The 19,793-nt window shown below is 66.0% G+C and carries 16 protein-coding genes and 2 pseudogenes; 14 read left to right on the forward strand and 4 right to left on the reverse strand.

Going from position 1 to position 19,793, the window contains the following annotated elements; all coding sequences use genetic code 11:
- Positions 1–38 precede the first annotated feature (38 nt).
- Together V5F59_RS03325 and V5F59_RS03330 are read left to right on the forward strand one after the other, a co-directional pair.
- On the forward strand, positions 39–1,196 hold the full coding sequence (locus V5F59_RS03325) for an iron-containing alcohol dehydrogenase (RefSeq protein ID WP_393983091.1): 1,158 nt from the start codon (positions 39–41) through the stop codon (positions 1,194–1,196).
- An 11-nt stretch (positions 1,197–1,207) separates the two neighbouring features.
- Positions 1,208–2,641, forward strand: a complete 1,434-nt coding sequence (locus V5F59_RS03330) for an aldehyde dehydrogenase family protein (protein ID WP_393983090.1) — start codon at positions 1,208–1,210, stop codon at positions 2,639–2,641.
- On the opposite strand, the pseudogene V5F59_RS03335 reads toward V5F59_RS03330, so the two are convergent.
- The 3 genes and pseudogenes from V5F59_RS03335 to V5F59_RS03345 all read right to left on the reverse strand — a co-directional run bounded on the left by V5F59_RS03335 (position 2,638) and on the right by V5F59_RS03345 (position 4,455).
- Positions 2,638–3,378 (reverse strand): annotated as a pseudogene (locus V5F59_RS03335) (integrase core domain-containing protein). The gene V5F59_RS03330 and the pseudogene V5F59_RS03335 overlap by 4 nt on opposite strands.
- 73 nt (positions 3,379–3,451) lie before the next feature.
- Positions 3,452–4,120, reverse strand: a pseudogene (locus V5F59_RS03340) (nitrilase-related carbon-nitrogen hydrolase).
- Complete coding sequence (locus V5F59_RS03345) at positions 4,075–4,455, reverse strand: ATP-binding cassette domain-containing protein (RefSeq protein WP_393983089.1); 381 nt, start codon at positions 4,453–4,455, stop codon at positions 4,075–4,077. Before V5F59_RS03345 ends, V5F59_RS03340 begins: the two are co-directional and overlap by 46 nt.
- Before the next feature lie 276 nt (positions 4,456–4,731).
- Between V5F59_RS03345 and V5F59_RS03350 the strand changes: the two genes are divergently transcribed.
- From V5F59_RS03350 to V5F59_RS03380, 7 genes are all read left to right on the forward strand, one after another.
- Positions 4,732–5,262: a hotdog family protein gene (locus V5F59_RS03350; protein ID WP_509211184.1), complete on the forward strand. Its 531-nt coding sequence runs from the start codon at positions 4,732–4,734 to the stop codon at positions 5,260–5,262.
- A 153-nt stretch (positions 5,263–5,415) separates the two neighbouring features.
- Positions 5,416–5,805 carry a DUF983 domain-containing protein gene (locus V5F59_RS03355; protein WP_393983088.1) on the forward strand — a complete coding sequence of 130 codons (390 nt, stop codon included), beginning with the start codon at positions 5,416–5,418 and terminating at the stop codon, positions 5,803–5,805.
- A gap of 987 nt (positions 5,806–6,792) precedes the next feature.
- Complete coding sequence (locus tag V5F59_RS03360; RefSeq protein WP_393983087.1) at positions 6,793–7,209, forward strand: DoxX family protein; 417 nt, start codon at positions 6,793–6,795, stop codon at positions 7,207–7,209.
- 39 nt (positions 7,210–7,248) lie between these two features.
- Positions 7,249–8,133, forward strand: coding sequence for a VOC family protein (locus V5F59_RS03365; RefSeq protein ID WP_393983086.1), 885 nt, complete (start codon positions 7,249–7,251; stop codon positions 8,131–8,133).
- Positions 8,134–8,153: 20 nt separating this feature from the next.
- Complete coding sequence (locus tag V5F59_RS03370) at positions 8,154–8,918, forward strand: isochorismatase family protein (protein WP_393983085.1); 765 nt, start codon at positions 8,154–8,156, stop codon at positions 8,916–8,918.
- A gap of 64 nt (positions 8,919–8,982) precedes the next feature.
- Entirely contained in the window at positions 8,983–9,951 is a 969-nt protein-coding gene (locus tag V5F59_RS03375; RefSeq protein WP_393983084.1) for a glutathione S-transferase family protein, read from the forward strand.
- Positions 9,952–10,015: 64 nt separating this feature from the next.
- Complete coding sequence (locus V5F59_RS03380) at positions 10,016–10,930, forward strand: LysR family transcriptional regulator (protein WP_393983083.1); 915 nt, start codon at positions 10,016–10,018, stop codon at positions 10,928–10,930.
- 154 nt (positions 10,931–11,084) lie between these two features.
- Here V5F59_RS03380 and V5F59_RS03385 read toward each other — a convergent pair whose 3' ends face one another.
- Positions 11,085–11,822, reverse strand: a complete 738-nt coding sequence (locus tag V5F59_RS03385; RefSeq protein WP_393983082.1) for a FadR/GntR family transcriptional regulator — start codon at positions 11,820–11,822, stop codon at positions 11,085–11,087.
- A gap of 179 nt (positions 11,823–12,001) precedes the next feature.
- Here V5F59_RS03385 and V5F59_RS03390 point away from each other — a divergent pair, with 179 nt between their 5' ends.
- The 5 genes from V5F59_RS03390 (at position 12,002) to V5F59_RS03410 (ending at position 19,788) form a co-directional block, all read left to right on the forward strand.
- Complete coding sequence (locus V5F59_RS03390) at positions 12,002–13,183, forward strand: acetyl-CoA C-acyltransferase family protein (RefSeq protein ID WP_393983081.1); 1,182 nt, start codon at positions 12,002–12,004, stop codon at positions 13,181–13,183.
- A gap of 96 nt (positions 13,184–13,279) precedes the next feature.
- Positions 13,280–14,941, forward strand: a complete 1,662-nt coding sequence (locus V5F59_RS03395; RefSeq protein ID WP_393983080.1) for a long-chain fatty acid--CoA ligase — start codon at positions 13,280–13,282, stop codon at positions 14,939–14,941.
- A gap of 95 nt (positions 14,942–15,036) precedes the next feature.
- Entirely contained in the window at positions 15,037–17,133 is a 2,097-nt protein-coding gene (locus V5F59_RS03400; RefSeq protein WP_393983079.1) for a 3-hydroxyacyl-CoA dehydrogenase NAD-binding domain-containing protein, read from the forward strand.
- Positions 17,130–17,912 (forward strand): SDR family oxidoreductase, encoded by a 783-nt coding sequence (locus tag V5F59_RS03405; protein WP_393983078.1) that lies wholly within the window; start codon positions 17,130–17,132, stop codon positions 17,910–17,912. The genes V5F59_RS03400 and V5F59_RS03405 overlap by 4 nt, the downstream gene beginning before the upstream one ends.
- 55 nt (positions 17,913–17,967) lie before the next feature.
- Positions 17,968–19,788: an acyl-CoA dehydrogenase gene (locus V5F59_RS03410; RefSeq protein ID WP_393983077.1), complete on the forward strand. Its 1,821-nt coding sequence runs from the start codon at positions 17,968–17,970 to the stop codon at positions 19,786–19,788.
- Positions 19,789–19,793 lie beyond the last annotated feature (5 nt).

Here is a 19,793-nt window from a genome sequence, read left to right on the forward strand (position 1 = left end):
GCCCGGCGGCCGCCCGGATGTCGATAACGGGAGAAAACATGTCTGAACTCGTCTTCCTGACGGCGCCACGGATCGTCAGTGCGCCGGGCGGTCTCGCGCGTGTTGGGCAACTTGCGGCTGACGCCGGCTGGCGTCGCGCGCTCATCGTCACCGATCCGGGGATTGTCGCCTGCGGTTTTGCCCGTCGCGCGGAGGATCTCTTGCGCGCGGCCGGGATCGCGACCACCGTCTTTGATCAGGTCGCGGCCGACCCGCCCTATTGTGTGGTGCGTGCTGCGACGAAAGTCGCACTCGCCGCTGGAGCAGACCTGATCGTCGGCTTGGGCGGCGGCAGCTCTATCGACACCGCGAAAGTGGTGGCGGTTAGCGCCGCTTCGGACCAGCCCCTCGATGAGATGGTGGGCGCCGACAAGGTCGTCGGGCGCCGGCTGGGTCTGGTTGCCATTCCCACCACCGCCGGCACCGGGTCGGAGGTGACCTTCGTGTCGGTTCTCACGAACGATGCAAACGAGAAGAAGGCCATCTATGCCCCGCAGCTCATGCCCGACATCGCTCTCCTCGATGCCGAGCTGACGCTTGGGATGCCGCCGCCCGTGACGGCGGCCACCGGCCTCGACGCCATCGTCCATGCCGTCGAGGCCTATACGAGCCGCACGCGCAAGAACCCGCTTTCGGACGCGCTGGCGGTCAAGGCGCTTGCTCTTCTGGGGGGAAATCTCCTAGCCGTGCTGAAGAACGGACGAGACCTTGAAGCTCGGACCAACATGCTTCTCGGAGCGACCATGGCCGGCATGGCATTCGTCAATGCTTCGGTCGCGGCTGTCCATGCGCTGTCCTATCCGCTGGGAGCGCGGTTCCATATCCCTCATGGACATTCGAACGCGTTGGTCATGGGGACGGTGTTCCGCTTCAACCTGCCGGCGGCGACCCGCGAATACGCGGTACTCGCCCCCATCCTGATGCCCGGCCGGAGCTTCGGTTCCGATCACGATGCCGCACAGGCCTTCGTCGGATGCCTCGAACAGATGCTGGCTGCCAGCGGGTTGGAGACCCGCCTCTCCAAGCTCGGCGTGACCGAAGCCGACATCGCCCCGATGGCGCGGGAGGTAACGGAGAAGATCACCCGCCTGATTGCAACGAACCCGCGCGACATGAACTTCGAACAGGTCAGCGACCTGTATCGTTCGGTGATGTGAGACGGCCAATCATGCAACCCTATCGAAATCTGATCGGCGGCGAGTGGGTCGGCACCAGCGGTGTCATGAATATCAACCCCTCCGATACAGGGGATGTCGTCGGAGAATTCGCCCGGGCGACCGAAGCGGACACGCTCGACGCCATCGCCGCCGCACGCGCCGCTTTCCCGGCGTGGTCATCGACGACCCCAGCGACCCGCGGCACCATCCTTCGCTCGGCCTCGACACTTCTGATGGCGCGCCGAGAGGAGCTTGGCACCCAGTTGAGCCGCGAAGAAGGCAAGACGCTTGCCGAGGGCATCGGAGAGGTCACCCGGGCGGCACAGATTTTCGATTTCTTCGCGGCCGAAACCCAGCGGCTGGCAGGGGAGTCCTTGGCCTCTGTACGCCCCGGGATCGAAGTAACCGTGACCCGCGAGCCCCTCGGGGTCGTGGGAATCATCACACCGTGGAACTTCCCTATGGCCATTCCCGCCTGGAAGATCGCCCCCGCCCTGTGCCACGGGAATGCGGTGGTATTCAAGCCGGCCGAGCTGGTGCCTGCTTCCGCATGGTCGCTGGTCTCGGTCCTCCAGGAGAGTGGACTGCCGGCCGGAGTGTTGAACTTCGTCAATGGACCGGGATCAGTGGTCGGCAATACGCTGGTGAATGACCCGCGCGTGGACGGGATCTCCTTCACCGGCTCAGTTGCCACGGGTCAGAGGATCGTCGTTGCGGCTGCGTCCCGGTTTGGTAAGGTTCAGCTTGAGATGGGCGGCAAGAACCCGCTCGTTGTGCTGGACGATGCGGACCTGGACATCGCTGTCGACTGCGCGGTCAATGGGGCCTACTTCTCGACCGGCCAGCGTTGTACAGCGTCGTCGCGGCTCATTGTGACCCGTGGTATCCATGATCGGTTCGTCGACGCGCTGATCCGGCGGCTCGAGCAGTTGACCGTCGGGCACGCTCTGCACGAGGGAACCGAAGTGGGTCCGGTTGTGAACGACAGCCAGCTCGCGTCGAACCTCACCTATATCGACGTCGGCAAGGCGGAAGGCGCGCATCTTGCGTTCGGTGGAGAGGTGCTGGAGCGTCTCACCCCGGGGTACTTCATGGTCCCAGCCTTGTTCACTGGTGCGACGAACGACATGCGTATCGCACGGGAGGAAATCTTCGGCCCGGTCGCCTGTGTGATTGAAGCTCGGGACTTCGAGGAGGCGCTTCATCTTGCCAACGACACCGAATACGGACTTGCGTCAGGGATCTGTACGACCAGCCTGAAAATGGCTTCGGTCTATCGCCAGAAGGCCCAAGCCGGCATGGTGATGGTGAACTTGCCAACCGCAGGGGTGGACTTCCACGTCCCCTTCGGCGGGCGGAAACGATCCAGCTACGGCCCTCGCGAGCAGGGCCGTGCCGCGGCAGAGTTTTATACATCCATCAAAACGGCCTATACGCTTCCCTAGGTGTTTAGTCCCAGCAAGTCATGGTTTGATCGCGAACGAAGAGTTCGGGCTTTTGGGTGGCGATCTGCTGGATGACTTCGAATGGTGTCTTGAAACGCAACGCCTTGAGTTGCTCGGCATAGTTGTAGGCCAGGAGCCAATCGCGGACGTGGTGCCTCAGTTCGGTCAGTGAGGCGTGGTGGAAGGAACGCACGGCCGCTTCCTTGATGGTGCACACCATGCGTTCGGCCAGGCCATTGGTCCACGGATGATAGTGTCTGGTCAGGCGATGTTCGATGCCACGCTCGGCGCAGCTCCTGCTGAAGGCGTGGCTTACGAGGCCCTCTGCAGCTCTCCTGTCGTACTGGAAGAACTGCACGCCGTTATCAGTCAACATCATGTGGACCCGATAGGGGGCGGGGCGTCGACGAGGGCCTTGAGGAAGCCCGCAGCCACGAGCTTGGGCGCTTAGCGATAAATCCTGGCGAAGACAAGCTTCGAGGTCTGTTCTACCGCGACGAAGGGGGAGGTCTTCCCGCCCTCATAATGCAGCTCGACGATGTCGATATGGAAGTAGCCGATCTCATCCCCCTTGAACCGCTTTGGCTTTTCGCGATCCACTTTCGACAGGCGGGAGATGCCGATCAGCGCCTCGCGGTCCGCCCCCGGGGCCGCCCGCCCTTCGGGTGCGGCGCAGCGGCAGGAAGCAACGGAGCAATCTCGGCCCAAAGGGCGTCAGACAACAACTTCTTACCCATGCCCAACGCTCGTTCAAATTTGGTTAACAATATGGTTTTGGTAGGTGCTCTAAACACACCATGTTCGATCAAATCAGAGCCGTAGCACTACCACCTCCGCCAGCGCCAAGGCGGCGGTGAGGCTAGGAGATTCGATGCCATACAGATTCCATAGCCCAGCCACACCATGCTCAGTCGGTCCTTGGATCATGAAGTCCGCCGCGGCTTCCCCCTGACCCGTTAGCTTCGGCCGTATGCCCGAATAGGTGGGCAGGAGGGCTCCGTCGGGCAAACCCGGCCAATAGGTGCGGATGGGGTCGTAATCCTCGGCGAAGGCGTCGCGGGTCACGTACTGGCAGGCGGATAGCGCGAAGCAGCGCCCCTCCAGCGCGATGAGGCGTATGAAGATCTGCCAAGTGTCGCTGTCGTCGGCGGTGGGCGTGCAGTCCAATTCAATGTTCTTCGAATACATGACCATGCGCAGCAACGGCATGTAGTCTTCCCAGCAGATCACCGAGCCGAGCCGGCCGATGGGGGGGTCGTAGACCGGCAGGGTGGAGCCGTCGCCATAGCCCCACACCAGGCGCTCCATGGCGGTGGGCTTGAGCTTCCTCTACTTGCCGAGATAGCCCCTGGGGGAGAAGAACAGTACGGTGCAATAGAGCGTTCCGCCGTCGCGCTCGATAATGCCGAGTACTACGTGGACGCCGGCCTCCTTCACCGCTGCCCCGATGAGGTCGAGCTCGGGGCCACGCACGTCCATGGCGCTCGCGTGGTGAGGCTGAGGGCCGAGGCCGGCACCAGGATGTTTTCCAGCACGGAGAACTTGCCCACCAGCCGCCGGTCTTCCGGCGCGTAGCCGATGCCGCGGCCCACGCGCAGATGGGCCGGCAGCGCGGAGAGCGTCTCCCCGGCGAAGGCCACCTCGCCGGAATCGAGGGCGAGCAGCCCCATCACCGCACGCAGCAGCGAGGCCTTGCCAGCGCCGTTGCGGCCGATGAGGGCCACCGTCTCGCCAGCGTCGAGCCCCATGCTGACGGAGCGCAGCACGGTCACGCCGTCGATGGAGGCGCAGCTGTTCTTCACGTCGAGCAGCATCACAAGCCCCCGTGAGCTTCTCGAGCGCCTCTTGGCTCTTCAGCCCCACGGTCGGCGGCCCGTCGGCGGCGACCCGGCCAGAATTCCAGACGATGATGCGGTCGATGTAGCTCTCTACCAGCTCCATGTCGTGCTCCACCAGCAGGGCGCAGATGCCCTGTTGGCGCTGGATCGGCGCAACGTGTCCATGATGGCGAACTTCTCCTGTGAGGAGACGCCGGAGGCGGGCTCGTCGAGCAGGAGCAGGAGGACAGCAGGCTCGCCCTAGCTTCGCGCATGTGGCGGCTCTCGCGCACGCAGCTCCTCAGCCGCCACGTTCTGGAGATCGACGGGCGGGCGGTGGGTTCCGTCACGCTCTTCTCCTGCTTCGTGCTGCGGGATGGGCATTCCAACCGGCGCGTGTCCCGGGTGAACGTGCCGGGGCTGGATGGTCTCGAAGCCTGGTCCGGGACCCGGCCCGAGCCCTTCACCCCCATCATCGACCGCGGAGAAGCCGCTCGGTTCATATTCACGCCCTGTGTAGGGGAGGACTTCAACGGAGCCGGGTTCCGTTATTTTTCGAGCTATGTGTCCATCGCCGAGCGGGCCGCCTTCGCCCTCGATCCAGCGCGCACCGCGGCGACCCACACTTTAGAGCGGACCGTGACCTATCATGGCAATATGGACGTGGGAGACACGGCCGAGGTCGTGACACAGGTCCGCCCCAATGCTCCGGGCGTCTGGCGGCTCGACGCGCAATTGCGCAGGGCCATGGACGGTGCGGTCCTGGCCGAGATCACCACGGTGAAGCTACTCGCCACGCATTGAGCCACGCGGCACGCGTAACACACCGTCTTTACTCCGCCGTATTGTATGGGTAAATACCATACTTATATGGATGTGCATGGCCCATGCGGCAGGCGGGGCGCAGGACAATGGCTCCAAGCCCGCCGGTACAGCCGCTCGATCGAGGACCCCATCATGACCGACGCCAGATCCTGGCCAACCTTATCCCCCATGCAGGTGGGCATTCGTGGCCGTTGCCCCCGCTGTGGCCAGGGGCATCTGTTCAGCGGCTTTCTCACGCTGCGCGAGGAGTGCGAGATATGTGGCCTCGATTATTCTTTCGCCGATCCGGCGGACGGCCCGGCCTTCTTCGTGATCTGCTTCGCATGCGTTCCCTCGGTGGTATTCGGTATCTGGCTGGAAATGGCCTATCAGGCACCTTACTGGGTGCACCTCGTCACGACGCTGCCCTTCATGTTGCTCACCTGCATTCCGCCCCTGCGGCCGCTGAAGGGATGGCTGGTCGCCAGTCAATATTACTACAAGGCTGAGGAAGGCCGCCGCGTGTTGAAGGGCGAAGCATAGGCCCGATCTCGCCACCGAAGTTAGCATCCGCGCAACAATGCCGGAAAATGCAAGTGCCGCCGCTTCCTGAGGAGTGGAAAAGCCGGATCGACCAATTGAGACCGGAAAATCAGAGCGAGTGGTGTCCGCGCGAGGGTTTCCGCCAGGAAGTTGAAGGCGTTGATGCGCAGAAAAATGTCCGTCATCTCAAAATGTGCGGGCGGGTCATACCCATCACATTCCATTTCGCGACCAGAGCAGCTTCACAAGGATTCTGAAAGCTCTGCGAGGCCTCATGCTATACGAAGCCATCCGCAACTCGTGGGCCGCCGAACTAGAACGTTTCGGACGCGATGCCGTCCCCATGATCCTGGGACTAAACCAAATCGCCAGATGCGTTCTCTACGTTTCTTCTTGAGCCATACATGATGCAGACATGCATGCCATATAGCCATACATAAGGCCGAGTGCATGGAAGCACCGCTCCGCCGTGGCGCTGGGAAGACTCGTCGTTGATGTCGCTCTGTGTTTCACGTTCGTGTCGGAACGTTAGGCAAGGATCGTCGGGTGATAGGCAAGCACCTCGCGAACCCGGCTGTGGTGCCCGCCTCATGTTCTGGTCCTCTCAGTGGGCCAGAACGAATTTCAAACTAGATAAGCGATGAGGGGCAACGTCAGTTGGCTTGCTGCGGAGATGCCTGAAATTGGCCGAGTCATCACGGTGGATGGCTTGATTGGCCAAGATGCCGGGCACAAGACGGCGCGAAGTGGGAAGCCGTCATTTCGCGCTCCGAGACGATCTCGGAGACAGATGCCGACACCTTGAAATGGCAGGAAGCAAAGGAGGGAACGCCGTCCGGCGGCCTTCTGCCTGCGCGCAAGGAACATACGCTGGGACGGTCCATTGATTCCAATCTGGAAGCAATAAGCTCCGGATCACCCGCTTAATCATGGGTCCGTCCCGGGAGCATATGAGGGCCATCGGACCCCTGCCAAGCGAGCCCCGTCATGATCGACACCCGTACTGCTCCCTACGCCACCTTCATCCTGCGCATCGCGCTGGGCATCCTTTTCCTCGCCCATGCCGGCCTGAAGATCTTCGTCTTCACCCCCGCCGGCACCGCTGCCTTCTTCACGAAGCTCGGGCTGCCGGGCGCGCTTGCCTACGTGACCATCGCCTGGGAGGTGATCGGCGCCATTGCCCTCATCGTCGGCTTCTGGCCGCGGGCCGTCGCCGTCGCGCTGATCCCGATCCTGCTCGGCGCCATCTTCACCGTGCACGGCGCCGCCGGCTTCTTCTTCACCAGCCCGAACGGCGGCTGGGAATTCCCCGCGCTGTGGATCGTCGGCCTTCTCGTGATCGCCCTGAGCGGCGACGGCGCCTTTGCCATCAAGCGCACCCCCATCGGCGCCACCCGCGTCTGAGCCTGAGCGGCTCGGCATGGCCGAGGAAGGCAGAACACCATGTCAGACACCTTCTCCCTCGCCCCCTCCCATGCCGCTCCGACCGGGAGCGCCACGCCGACCCTCGCCACGGGCAGGGTGGCGCTGACGGTCCACGATATCGACCGCGTCGCCGCCTTCTACGAGCAGGCCATCGGCCTCCGCCTGCTGCGGCGGGACGGAGAGACGGCCGAGCTCGGTGCCGCTGGCGACGTGCTGCTGGAACTGCGCCATGATCCTGCGGCGCGACGCCGCTCGCCCCGGGAGGCGGGACTGTTCCACACCGCCTTCCTGCTGCCGGACCGGACGGACCTCGCCCGCTTCGTGCAGCATCTGGCGGAAACCCGCACGCCCGTGGTCGGCGCCTCCGACCACGAGGTGAGCGAGGCGATCTACCTCTCCGATCCGGAGGGCAACGGGGTGGAGGTCTATGCCGACCGCCCCGCCTCCGCATGGGAATGGAGCAACGGCCTGGTGCGTATGTCGACTGATGCGCTCGACATCCCCGGCCTCGTGGCCAGCGCCGGCGACATCCTCTGGGGCGGCTTTCCCGCGGGTTCCAAGGTTGGCCACGTGCACCTGCAGGTGGGCGCCATCACCCCGGCGGAAGCCTTCTATGCCGGTACCCTCGGGCTCGCCGTCACCTGCCGCTATCCCGGCGCCACCTTCTTCGCCGCGGATGGCTATCACCACCACATCGCGACCAACATCTGGAACAGCCGCGGCGCGGAACCGCGCAGCTACCCTTCGACCGGACTGACCGAGGTCGAGATCCGGATTTCGCCCGAACGCCTCGCCGCCGTGCGCGAGCGGGCGGCGGCGTCAGGCGCCCGCGGGGAAGGGGAGCTCGTCCTTCAGGACCCCTGGAACACCGCGATCTCTCTTGTCCCCGTTCCCGCGATCTGACCTTTGAAGGAGTCGTCGCAATGACCGACATCCGTCCGGCCGACATCGTCAGCCCCATCACCGACAGCGCGCTCCCCAACCGCGCTACGGCGGCCGAAGCCCGCGCCGCCGGCCGCTATGGCCATGACAAGCCCACCGCGAAGAACAGCATCGTGCTGCTGGTCGATCACCAGATCGGCCTCTTGGCCGGCATGCGCGACACCACCTCGCTCGCCGAGCTCAAGAGCAATGTCGTGGGCCTCGCCCGCGTCGCCAAGGCGCTGGGCCTGCCGGTGCTCATCACCTCGTCCAACGCGCAATGGCAGAACGGCGACAACCTGCCGGAGATCAAGGAGATCTTCGCCGATCAGCCGATCTACCGCCGCACCGGCATCATCAACTGCTATGAGGATCCCAGCTTCCGCAAGGCGCTGGAGGATCTGGTCAAGAAAACCGGCCGCCGCCACATCATCATCGCCGGCGTCACCATCGGCACATGCTGCGCCCTGCCAACGCTGGCGATGCTGAACGACGGTTATCAGGTCTATCCGGTGGTTGACGCCTGCGGCGCCTGGAACCGCTACGAGGTGGACGCGGCCATGTCGCGCATGGCGAGCGCCGGTGCCGAGCTGGTGACGACCTTCGCGCTCGCCTGCGAGCTGCAGGCCGACTGGAAACGGCCCAGAGCGAGCGCGATGCTTGAGCCGTTCAGCCAGAACCTTTCCGAGTACGGCTTCGTGCTCCAGAGTTTCTGGAACAACGCCAACGGCCATGTGGTGCCCGACCCCTTCGGGATGGTGAAGTAACGAACGAGATGCGCGCGCCCTGCCTTCCTCCGGGAAAGCGGGGGCGGCGGAAAGGGACTGGACGATGCTCGTCGATGGACAGTGGACGCAGGATTGGCACCCCGTCCAGGCAACCGACGCCAAGGGCGGCTTCGTGCGCCAGATCTCCGGCTTCCGCAGCTGGGTGACGGCCGACGGCTCGGCCGGCCCGAGCGGCGAAGGCGGCTTCAAGGCGGAGAAGGGGCGTTATCACCTCTACGTCGCGTACATCTGCCCCTGGGCCTCGCGCACGCTGATGGCGCGCAAGCTGAAGGGGCTGGAGGAGGTGGTCTCGCTGTCGGTCGTTGAGCCGGCGCTCACCGACGAGGGCTGGCGCTTCGGCGACTATCCGGGCGCGGACCGCGACACGCTGAACGGCGCCACCTACCTGCACGAGATCTACACCCGCGCCGACCCCCATTATACCGGCCGCGCCACGGTTCCCGTCCTGTGGGACAAGGAACACGGGACGATCGTGAACAATGAATCGGCCGAGATCGTGCGGATGTTCAATTCCGGCTTCGGGGACCTCGCCCGCAACGACATCGACCTTTATCCGCCGGACCTGCGGGCCGACATTGATGCCCTCAACGAGCGCATCTATCCGCGGCTCAACAATGGCGTCTACCGCGCCGGCTTCGCCACCACCCAGATCGCCTACGAGGAGGCCTTCCGGGAGGTCTTCGGCATGCTCGGCGAGCTGGAGGCGCGGCTGGCGCAGGGCGGCCCGTTCCTGCTCGGCGACCGCTTCACCGAGGCGGATATCCGTCTGTTCGTCACGCTGGTGCGGTTCGATGCCGCCTATCATGGCCTGTTCAAGTGCAACCTGCGCCGGATTGCCGACTATCCGGCGCTGCAGGCCTACGTGCTGCGCATCCATGCCCTTCCGGGCATCCGCGACACGGTGAATTTCGACCACATCAAGCGCGGCTACTATTCCATCAAGGCGCTCAACCCCACCGGCATCGTGCCGGTGGGGCCGGACCTGCCGGGGCTCTATCCGGTCGCGGTCTGAGGGCTCACATCGGGAAGGCGTTGGGGCTACGCTTCCGGAAGCAACACGGACCCGGAACGTCCCCATGGATCGCCTCGACTGCAACCGCATGTTCGTCGCCGTGCTCGATGCCGGCAGCTTTTCCGGCGCGGCGGAGCGGCTCGGCACCAGCAGCGGGCAGGCCTCCAAGCTGGTCTCGAAGCTGGAGGCGGACCTCGGCGTGCAGCTGCTGAAGCGCACCACGCGGGCGCTCTCCCCCACCGAGGTCGGCCAGGCCTATTACGAGCGCATGAAGCCGCTGCTCGATGAGTTCGACGCGCTCGACGCCTCGGTGCGCAACGCCTCCGGCGCCCCGGCCGGACGCCTGCGGCTCACCGCGCCGATGTCGTTCGGGACGCTGCAACTGGTGCCGGTGCTCCTCGATTTCGCCCGAGCCTTTCCGGAGATACAGCTCGACGTCAGCTTCTCCGATCGCGTGGTGAACCTCGTTGACGAGGGCTTCGACCTGACGGTGCGCATCGGCAAGCCCGCCGACAGCAGCCTTATCGCCCGCAAGCTGTGCGAAGGACGGATCGTGGTCGTCGCCGCGCCGGCCTATCTCGCGCGCCACGGCACGCCGGAGCGGCCGGAGGATCTGGCGGCGCACGACTGCATCATCGACAGCAATTTCCGCGATCCGCTGAACTGGTCGTTCGCCAGTGAACAGGGCGGTGAGCCCACCACGGTGGCGGTTTCCGGAAGGCTGCGCTTTTCCAACGGCGAGGCCTGCCTCCTCGCGGCGGAGGCGGGCCTCGGCATCGCGCGGCTCCCGACCTTCATCGTCGGCTCCGGCATTCGCGCGGGCCGCGTCGTGCGCTTGCTCGCAGAGCATGAGGACGCGCCCCACGTGGTCCATGCCCTCTATCCACCCGCGCGCCACCTCGCGCTGCGGGTACGCGTCCTCGTCGATTTCCTCGCCACCTGCTTCCAGGGACAGCCGGAATGGGACCGAGGCTGGTGAGCGTGCCCCGACGCGGATTACGTCCACGCTAGGTGATCAGTCCCGTCATTTGGTGGATTGAGGCGGTGAGGAATCTTTCAGGCTCGATTGGAGCCCACGCCACGAGGGGGGCGGCACGGGCGTAAATGGGCAGCCTGATGCGCGCCGTTCGAAGTCAGTCGCCTTCGAACGCGATCGTGTCCTTGAGGTCGAAGCTGCACAGCTCGTAGCCGCGGCGGAAATCGACCATATGGCGACGCATCCAGAGCTCGGCCTCGCCGGCGTCATGGACCTTGAGCGCGTCGATGATGTGCCGGTGCGCCTGCGCGAGGCGGCGTGGCCCGATCTCGCAATTGAGCGGGTGGGCGAACAGCTTGGCGAGCGCCGGATAGAACAGCTGGGAGATGGGCTCGCGGGCGAGCAGGAGCGCCTTGTTGGCGGCGATCTCGGCAACGAGGGTGTGGAACTCCACGTCGAGGGCGATGATGGAGCGGCCGGCCGCCCGCTCCTCTTCCATGCGGCGATAGTTTTCTTCGAGCTGCTCGATCTGCGCGTCGTCGATCCGTGTGGCTGCCCGCGCTGCGGCGCTGGGCTCCAGCGACATGGAGACCTCCCACAGCTCCTCGAAGGTCACGCGTTGCATGACCAGGGCGCGCGAGGCTCTCGGCGCGAGATCGGAATAGTGCGGAGCCTTCACGAACAGCCGTCGGCCAGCCTCGCGACCGACGAGGCCGCTTTCCTCCAGGATCCGCAGGCCCTCGCGCACGGTGTGGCGGGCGAGGCCGAACTGCTCGGCGAGTTCCGTTTCCGTCGGGAGAGGATCTCCGGCCTCCAGGCGGCCGGACATGATCCGCTTCTCGATGGCATCACACACGGTGCGATAGGCCGGAACAGGCTCAATACGTTGAAACATGGCGGAATCTCATTTGGAGCCTACGGGACCTAGCACTCTCGGCATTATTGTGCAAATGTTCCATTGTCCAACAAACTAACATGACGTAAGACGGTTCCAAAATGAGGTGCGCCGGACCGTGAGGACGAACCTCGCGCCACAGGGTGGAGCGGCGACCGGCGGGATCAGGGAGGACGGAAATGACACGTGACATCGTGATCGTCGGCGCGGCGCGCACGGCCATCGGCACCTTCGGCGGGACCCTCAAGGACGTGCCCCTGTCGCAGCTCGCGACCACCGCCGTGAAGGCTGCGCTGGAGCGCAGCGGGGTCGCCCCCGACGCGGTTGGCCATGTCGCCCTCGGCAACGTCATCCCAACCGAGCCCAAGGACGCCTATCTGAGCCGCGTCGCGGCGCTGAACGCGGGCCTGCCCCAGGAGGTGCCGGCCTTCAATGTGAACCGCCTGTGCGGCTCCGGCCTGCAGGCCATCGTTTCTGCGGCTCAGTCGATCGCGCTGGGCGATGCCGACGTCGCCATCGGCGGCGGCGCCGAATCCATGAGCCGGGGGCCGTACATCTCAACCGGGATGCGCTGGGGGACCCGCATGGGCGACGGGCGGATGGTGGACTACACGCTCGCCGTCCTGCATGACCCCTTCCAGGACATCCACATGGGCGTCACCGCGGAGAACGTGGCCGCTCGCCGTCAGGTGAGCCGGGAGGACCAGGACGCGCTTGCGGCCGAAAGCCACCGCCGCGCCGCCGTCGCCATCGCCGAGGGGCGCTTCCGCGAGCAGATCGTGCCGGTGGAGATCGTCTCCCGAAAAGGCACGAAGATCTTCGACACGGACGAGCACGTGCGCGCCGAAACCACGGTCGATGTCCTTTCCAAGATGAAACCGGTGTTCAAGGCGGACGGCACCGTGACCGCCGGCAATGCATCGGGCATCAACGACGCCGCCGCCGCGGTGGTGCTGGCCGAGGCCGGGCTTGCCGAGAGGAAGGGGCTGAAGCCCCTCGCGCGCCTCGTGGGCTACGCCCATGCCGGTGTCGCGCCCGACGAGATGGGCATCGGCCCCATCCCGGCGACGCGCAAGGTGCTGGAACGCACGGGGCTTTCCGTCGCGGACCTCGACGTGATCGAATCCAACGAGGCCTTCGCGGCCCAGGCCTGCGCCGTGGCGCGGGAGCTTGGGTTCGATCCCGCGAAGGTCAATCCCAACGGCTCGGGCATCTCCCTCGGCCATCCCGTGGGGGCGACGGGGGCCATCATCACCGTGAAGGCCATCTACGAGCTGCACCGCACCGGCGGGCGCTACGCGCTTGTGACCATGTGCATCGGTGGCGGCCAGGGCATCGCCGCCATCTTCGAGCGGGTGTGAGGATGGCCGGGCTGTAGCCCGGCCTGACAGGGAGCCGCTCCGCAAGAGGGCGGCCTGTTCGACGAAGAACAATAAGGGTGCGAGGGAGGAACAATCATGAAAGGCCTGATGCAGAGCCGTGACCTGAACGTGTCGGACATCATCCGCTTCGCGTCCAGGTACCATACCCATGCCACCGTCACGACGCGCCGAGCGGACGGCAGCCGGGTCGTCCACTCCTACCCCGAGATCGAGAGCCGGGCGGCGCAGCTCGCCCATGCGTTGAAGCGGCGCGGCATCGGCCCGGGGACGCGCATCGGGACGCTGGCCTGGAACGACCACCGGCACCTCGAGCTCTATTACGGAGTCGCCGGAATCGGCGCCATCTGCCACACCATCAATCCGCGCCTGTTCAGGGAGCAGATCGCCTATATCATTGCCGACGCCGCCGATGCGATGCTCTTCGTCGACCCGCTCGAATTGTCTGTCCTGGAAGGGCTGGGGCCGCAGCTGAAGATCGCGGGGGTGGCCACGCTCGTGGTGCTGGGCGGCGATGGGGACGTGCCCGAAAGCGCCTTGAAGGCGCATCTCGAAGTGATCTCCTACGAAACGCTCATCGCCGGCGAGCCCGCGACGATCGACTGGCCGCGCTTCGATGAAAACGAGGCGGTCAGCCTCTGCTACACGTCGGGGACCACAGGCAGCCCCAAGGGTGTGCTCTACTCGCACCGCGCCGTAGTGCTGCATGGCTATTCCACCAACCTTCCGGACTTCTTCGGCCTGCGCTCGGTGGATGTGGCCATGCCGGTGGTGCCCATGTTCCACGTCAACGGCTGGGGGGTGCCCTACAGCGCACCCATGGTGGGGGCGAGCCTTGTCCTGCCCGGCCCGCGGCCGCAGGCGGCCGACCTCTGTGCCCTGATCTCGACGGCGGGGGTGACATGGTCGGCTGCGGTGCCCACCGTCTGGCTCGGTGTGCTGGAACGTCTGCGCGCGACACGCCCGGCGATCCCCCAGCCGCTCAGGATCACGGTGGGCGGCGCGGCCTGCCCGCCGCACATCGCTTCCGCTTTCCATGAGGAGTTCGGAATCACCGTCAACCACGCCTGGGGCATGACGGAGACGACCCCGTGCGGCCTGTTCAACCAGCGCAAGGTCGAGAACAAGGACATGCCGCTGCCGGAGTGGCTCGCCTCCCAGCGCCGCCAGGGGCGCCCCACTTTCGGCGTCGAGATGAAGGTGGTGGACGATGCCGGTGCGGAGGTGTCCGCCGATGGGGCTGCGACGGGCGAAATGCTGATCCGCGGCCCCTGGATCGCGGCGTCCTACTTCAAGCGCCAGAGCCAGGACGCCGCATTCACGTCGGACGGCTGGTTCCGGACCGGCGACGTGGTCACGCAAGATGCCTCAGGCTATTTCGAGATCGTCGACCGCACCAAGGACCTGATCAAGTCGGGCGGCGAGTGGATCAGTTCCATCGCGCTCGAGAACATCGCCGTGGCGCATCCGGCGGTCGAGGAAGCTGTCGTCATCGCCGCGCGCCACGAGAAATGGGATGAGCGGCCCCTCCTGCTGGTGGTGCTGAAGCCGGGACGGACAGTGGAGAAGCAAGAGCTGCTCGACTGGTACGGTGGCAAGGTTGCCAAGTGGTGGGTCCCGGATGACGTAGTATTTGTGGCGGAGCTGCCGCACACTGCCACCGGGAAGCTCCTAAAATCGGAAGTACGTAACAGGTTTTCTGGTTACATGATCGGCAGAAAGTCAGCGCATTCTGCATAGATTGATCCAAATTCAAGCATTCAGCCGAAGTCATTCTCGGGCGAGGTCCGCGCATGTTGTGGGACACGCCGGAGGGGCCAGCGGAGGGGAGCATCGTGCCTGTAGAAACGCATATCGAGGACGGGATCGGGGTCGTCGTCTTCTCCAACCCGCCTCTCAACCCCATCTCGGCGAGCGCGGGTATTCCTCAGGCGATCGAGGCGGCATTGCGCGCGCTTGATGCCGATCCGCAGGTCAAGGCCATTGTGCTCGCGGCCGAAGGGCGAATGTTCAGCGCAGGCGCCGACATCGCGGAGTTCGACAAGGACCCGGCTGCCATCGCGGCCCCGGCGCGGCGCCTCGACGACGTGCTCGATGGGCTGGCGAAGCCGGTCGTCGCCGCCATCCAGGGCGGCGCCCTCGGCGGTGGGCTGGAGCTGGCGCTGGCCACCGACTATCGCATCGCTACCGCTGATGCGAAGGTGGGCTTGCCGGAGGTCACGCTCGGTATCATTCCCGGCGCAGGCGGCACCCAGCGGCTGCCGCGCCTGGCGGGCGCCGCGCAGGCGGCGCGGATGATCTCGAGCGGCAAGGTGATCGGCGCCCACGAGGCCCTTCGCATCGGGCTTCTGGACGCCCTCGCCGGAGATGACGTGCGAGCCGAAGCTATCGCCTTCGCCCGTTCTGTGGCGGGGGAAGGCCGACGCCGGAGCCGTGACCGGGAGATTTCGAACGAGGGCGGGCCGGAGGCCATCGCCGAAGCGCGGGGTAAGGCACCTCGGGGCGCGCCGGGGGATGCGGTCCGTGGTGCCCTTGATGCCATCGAGGCGGGCATCTCCCAAGGCTTCGACGGTGGCCTGAAGAGCGAATACGACATTTTCGACCGCCTGCTGGTGAGCGAGCCGGCGCGGGGTCTGCGGCACGTCTTCCTTGCCGAGCGCGCGGTGGCGCGGCTGCCGGGGCTCGATCCGGCGCTGAAGTCGGCGTCGACCCAAGCGGTGGCCATCATCGGCTCGGGGACCATGGGCACGGGCATCGCGCTGGCGGTGGCCCAGGCCGGACTTCCCGTCACCGTCATCGACGCCAATTCGGCAGCGCTGGAGCGCTCCCGCTCTTCGGTGGAAAACACCATCGCACGCAGCGTCGAGCGTGGACGGCTGATGGAGGCGACCGGACAGGCGCAGCGCGCGCTCATCGGCTTCTCCCTCGACATGGAGGCCGTGCGCGGCGCCGACTTCGTTATCGAGGCGGTGTTCGAGGACATTTCCGTCAAGCAGCAAGTGTTCGAGGCGCTCGACCGGCTCGCCGACACCGGCGCGGTGCTCGCCTCCAACACCTCGACGCTGGACGTAGACCGGATCGCTGCTTTCACGAAGCGGCCGCAGTCCGTGGTCGGCACGCATTTCTTCAGCCCTGCCAACATCATGCGCCTGCTGGAGGTGGTGCGCGGCGAAAAGACGGCGCCAGAGACGCTCGCCCGCGCGATGACTTTCGCCAAGCAGATCCGCAAGGTGGGCGTCGTCTCCGGCGTGTGCGACGGCTTCATCGGCAACCGCATGTTCGAGGAGTATCTGCGCCAGGCCTATTTCCTGCTGGAGGAAGGCGCCCTGCCGCAGCAGGTGGACGCCGCCATGGAGGCCTTCGGCATGGCCATGGGGCCGCTGCGCACCATGGACCTCGCGGGCCAGGACATCGGCTGGAGCATCCGCAAGCGGCGCGCGGTGGAGCAGCCGGACCGGCCCTATTCACGCATCCCCGATCTCATCTGCGAGATGGGCCGCTTCGGCCAGAAGACCGGGGCTGGCTACTATCTCTACGGCAAGGGCGGCAAGCCGGAAGTGGATCCGGCCATCGACGCGCTGGTGGTGGAGGAGTCGAGGCGCCTCGGCATCACCCGCCGGCCGATCAGCGATGAAGAGATCGTCGAGCGCTGCGTCTATGCGCTGGTGAACGAGGGCGCGCGCATCCTCGGGGACGGGATCGCCGCACGCCCGCTCGACATCGATACGGTGTGGGTGGACGGCTACGGCTTCCCGCGCTTCCGGGGCGGGCCGATGTTCTACGCCGACCGGGTGGGATTGCCACAGGTCCTCTCCCGCATCGAGAACTTCACCGGCGCCTATCAGGGCTGGGCCTGGCGGCCCGCCGATCTGCTGCGCCGTACGGCAGAGGCCGGCACGGGCTTCGCCGCCCTCAACGGAGAAAGCGCATGACCCGCGACCTGCATCGCCTCTTCGACCTTTCAGGGCGTGTCGCCATCGTCACCGGCGGCTCCCGCGGCATCGGCCTGCAGATGGCCGAGGCGCTCGGCGAATTCGGCGCGCACGTCGTCATCACCGCGCGCAAGGCCGACGAACTGGCCGAAGCCAAGCGTCATCTCGAACCGTTCGGCATCGCCGCGACCACCCTTGCGTCGGACCTTTCCGACGTGGCCTCCATCCCGCGCATCGTGACCGAGGCCCTCAAGGTGACGGGGCGTATCGACATTCTTGTCAACAACGCGGGCGCGACCTGGGGCGCCCCGGCCGAAGCCTATCCGCCGCAGGGCTGGGCCAAGGTGATGGACCTCAACCTCAACCGCCTTTTCGACCTCACCCGCGAAGTGGCGGCGCGGGCGATGCTGCCGCAGGGCTACGGGCGCATCGTCAACATCGCCTCCATCGCCGGCCTGACGGGCAACCTGCCGGGCATGGAGGGCACTGCCGCCTACAATGCCTCGAAGGGCGGCGTGATCAGCCTGACACGCGCGCTCGCGTCCGAATGGGGCGCGCGAGGCATCACGGTGAACGCCCTCGCGCCGGGCTATTTCCCCTCGAAGATGACGGCCGGCACCCTCGACAGACACGGCGAGAAGCTCCTTTCCGTGACCCCGCGCGGCGTGCTCGGCGGCGAGAGCGACCTGAAGGGGCCAGTGCTGCTCCTCGCTTCCGACGCCGGCGCTCACATCACCGGCCAGACCCTCGCCGTGGACGGCGGCATGACCGCGCTCTGAGCGCGCAACTTCCGCCGTCCTGCTTCGAACCACAGGGATGCCCCGAGGACGCTCGATGACTTCCGCTTCGCTGATCCGCCGTGCCGACATGGATTTTCTTCTACTTGACTGGCTGGGGGCGGACCGGCTGGCGGAGATCCCGCGCTTTTCCGACCTCAGCCGCGAAACGCTCGCGGCGCTTCTCGACCTGAGCGAGACGGTGGCGTCGCGCCACTTTCTCCCCCACTACAAGACGGCGGACGTACAGGAGCCGAGCCTCGACGAAAGCGGGGTCCACATCCTGCCCGAGATCGGCGTGGCGCTCTCCGCTTATGCCGAGGCTGGCCTGTTCGGCCAGAGCTTCTCCTACGAGCACGGCGGCATGCAGCTGCCGCTGACGGTGGCGGCCGCCTCCTTTGCCCATTTCCTCACCGCCAACATCGCCACCGCCGCCTATCCCATGCTGACGGTGGCCAATGCGCGGCTCTTGACCACCTTCGGTGGCGAAGCGCTAGTCGATGCGCTGGCGCGCCCCGAGATCGAGGGACGCTATTTCGGCACGATGTGCCTCTCCGAGCCCCAGGCGGGCTCCTCCCTCGCCGACATCACCACCCGCGCAGTCGCGGACGGGGAGGACGGCCTCGGCCGGCGCTACCGGCTTTCCGGCAACAAGATGTGGATCTCCGGCGGCGATCAGGACGCCTCGGAGAACATCTGCCATCTGGTGCTGGCGAAGATCCCGGGCCCCGACGGCAAGCTCATCCCCGGCACCGCGGGCATTTCGCTCTTTGCCGTGCCGAAGACCCTTGTCGCGCCCGGGGTGTTCGCCGGCGAGCGCAACGATGTCGTGGTGGCGGGCCTCAACCACAAGATGGGTTATCGCGGCACGGCCAACTGCCTGCTCAATTTCGGCGAGGGCCAGCGCCACCGTCCGGGCGGTGCCGCGGGGGCCGTGGGCTATCTGGTCGGGGAGCCGGGGCAAGGGCTCGCTATCATGTTCATGATGATGAACGAGGCGCGCCTGCAGGTGGGCCTCGGCGCGGCTATGCTGGCCTATCGCAGCCACCGCCTCAGCGTCGCCTATGCCGGCGAGCGCGCCCAGGGCCGCCCGCGCGGCGTGATGCCCGACACGCGGCCGATCCCCATCGCTCGCCACCCTGACGTGAAGCGCATGCTGCTCGCCCAGAAATCCTATGCCGAAGGCGCTGTGGCCCTGGTGCTCTACTGCTTCCATCTCGCGGACCTCGCGGAGGCGGCGGAAGACGCCGAGGCCCGGCAACTGCTCGATCTGCTCACGCCGGTGGCGAAGACCTGGAGCTCGGAATGGGGCCTCGTCGCCAGCGACATCGCCATCCAGATCCACGGCGGCTACGGCTACACCCGTGACTTTGACGTGGAGCAGCTCTATCGCGACAACCGGCTGAACCCGATCCACGAGGGAACGACTGGCATCCAGGCCATCGACTTCATTGGCCGCAAGCTCATCCGCGACAAGGGAGAAGCCTTCACGCTGCTGCTGTCGCGGATCGACGCGACGATCGCGCGGGGTGCGGCTTCCGCCGCCCTCGCGGAGACGGGGCGGGTGTTGAACATGGCGCGTGCCGCCATGGCAGACATGGTGCGCGAGCTGATCGCGGACCCGGCTGGTACCGGCGCCATGGACAACGCCACTGCGGTGCTCACCGCTTTCGGCCATTTGGTGGCGGGCTGGCTCTGGCTGGACCAGGCGCTCGCCGCGGAGGCGGCGCGGGACCGACTGCCGACCGAATTCGTGGACGGCAAGGTGGCAACCGCCCGGTATTTCGCCGCCTACGAGCTGCCCAAGATCCCCGGCTGGCTTTCGCCGCTGCGGGCCGCTCCGCTTCTGTTGTCGGAGGTGAACGCCGAGCTGTTCTGAACAGC

Origin of the sequence: Xanthobacter nonsaccharivorans, assembly GCF_043194755.2 — a bacterium.
GTDB lineage: Bacteria > Pseudomonadota > Alphaproteobacteria > Rhizobiales > Xanthobacteraceae > Xanthobacter > Xanthobacter autotrophicus_G.

Bases quoted from the DNA above. Each gene is read 5' to 3' on its own strand.
- V5F59_RS03325 (WP_393983091.1), top strand. From the start codon at position 39: ATGTCTGAACTCGTCTTCCTGACGGCGCCACGGATCGTCAGTGCGCCG.
- V5F59_RS03330 (WP_393983090.1), top strand. From the start codon at position 1,208: ATGCAACCCTATCGAAATCTGATCGGCGGCGAGTGGGTCGGCACCAGC.
- V5F59_RS03345 (WP_393983089.1), bottom strand. From the start codon at position 4,455: ATGCTGCTCGACGTGAAGAACAGCTGCGCCTCCATCGACGGCGTGACC.
- V5F59_RS03350 (WP_509211184.1), top strand. From the start codon at position 4,732: ATGTGGCGGCTCTCGCGCACGCAGCTCCTCAGCCGCCACGTTCTGGAG.
- V5F59_RS03355 (WP_393983088.1), top strand. From the start codon at position 5,416: ATGACCGACGCCAGATCCTGGCCAACCTTATCCCCCATGCAGGTGGGC.
- V5F59_RS03360 (WP_393983087.1), top strand. From the start codon at position 6,793: ATGATCGACACCCGTACTGCTCCCTACGCCACCTTCATCCTGCGCATC.
- V5F59_RS03365 (WP_393983086.1), top strand. From the start codon at position 7,249: ATGTCAGACACCTTCTCCCTCGCCCCCTCCCATGCCGCTCCGACCGGG.
- V5F59_RS03370 (WP_393983085.1), top strand. From the start codon at position 8,154: ATGACCGACATCCGTCCGGCCGACATCGTCAGCCCCATCACCGACAGC.
- V5F59_RS03375 (WP_393983084.1), top strand. From the start codon at position 8,983: ATGCTCGTCGATGGACAGTGGACGCAGGATTGGCACCCCGTCCAGGCA.
- V5F59_RS03380 (WP_393983083.1), top strand. From the start codon at position 10,016: ATGGATCGCCTCGACTGCAACCGCATGTTCGTCGCCGTGCTCGATGCC.
- V5F59_RS03385 (WP_393983082.1), bottom strand. From the start codon at position 11,822: ATGTTTCAACGTATTGAGCCTGTTCCGGCCTATCGCACCGTGTGTGAT.
- V5F59_RS03390 (WP_393983081.1), top strand. From the start codon at position 12,002: ATGACACGTGACATCGTGATCGTCGGCGCGGCGCGCACGGCCATCGGC.
- V5F59_RS03395 (WP_393983080.1), top strand. From the start codon at position 13,280: ATGAAAGGCCTGATGCAGAGCCGTGACCTGAACGTGTCGGACATCATC.
- V5F59_RS03405 (WP_393983078.1), top strand. From the start codon at position 17,130: ATGACCCGCGACCTGCATCGCCTCTTCGACCTTTCAGGGCGTGTCGCC.
- V5F59_RS03410 (WP_393983077.1), top strand. From the start codon at position 17,968: ATGACTTCCGCTTCGCTGATCCGCCGTGCCGACATGGATTTTCTTCTA.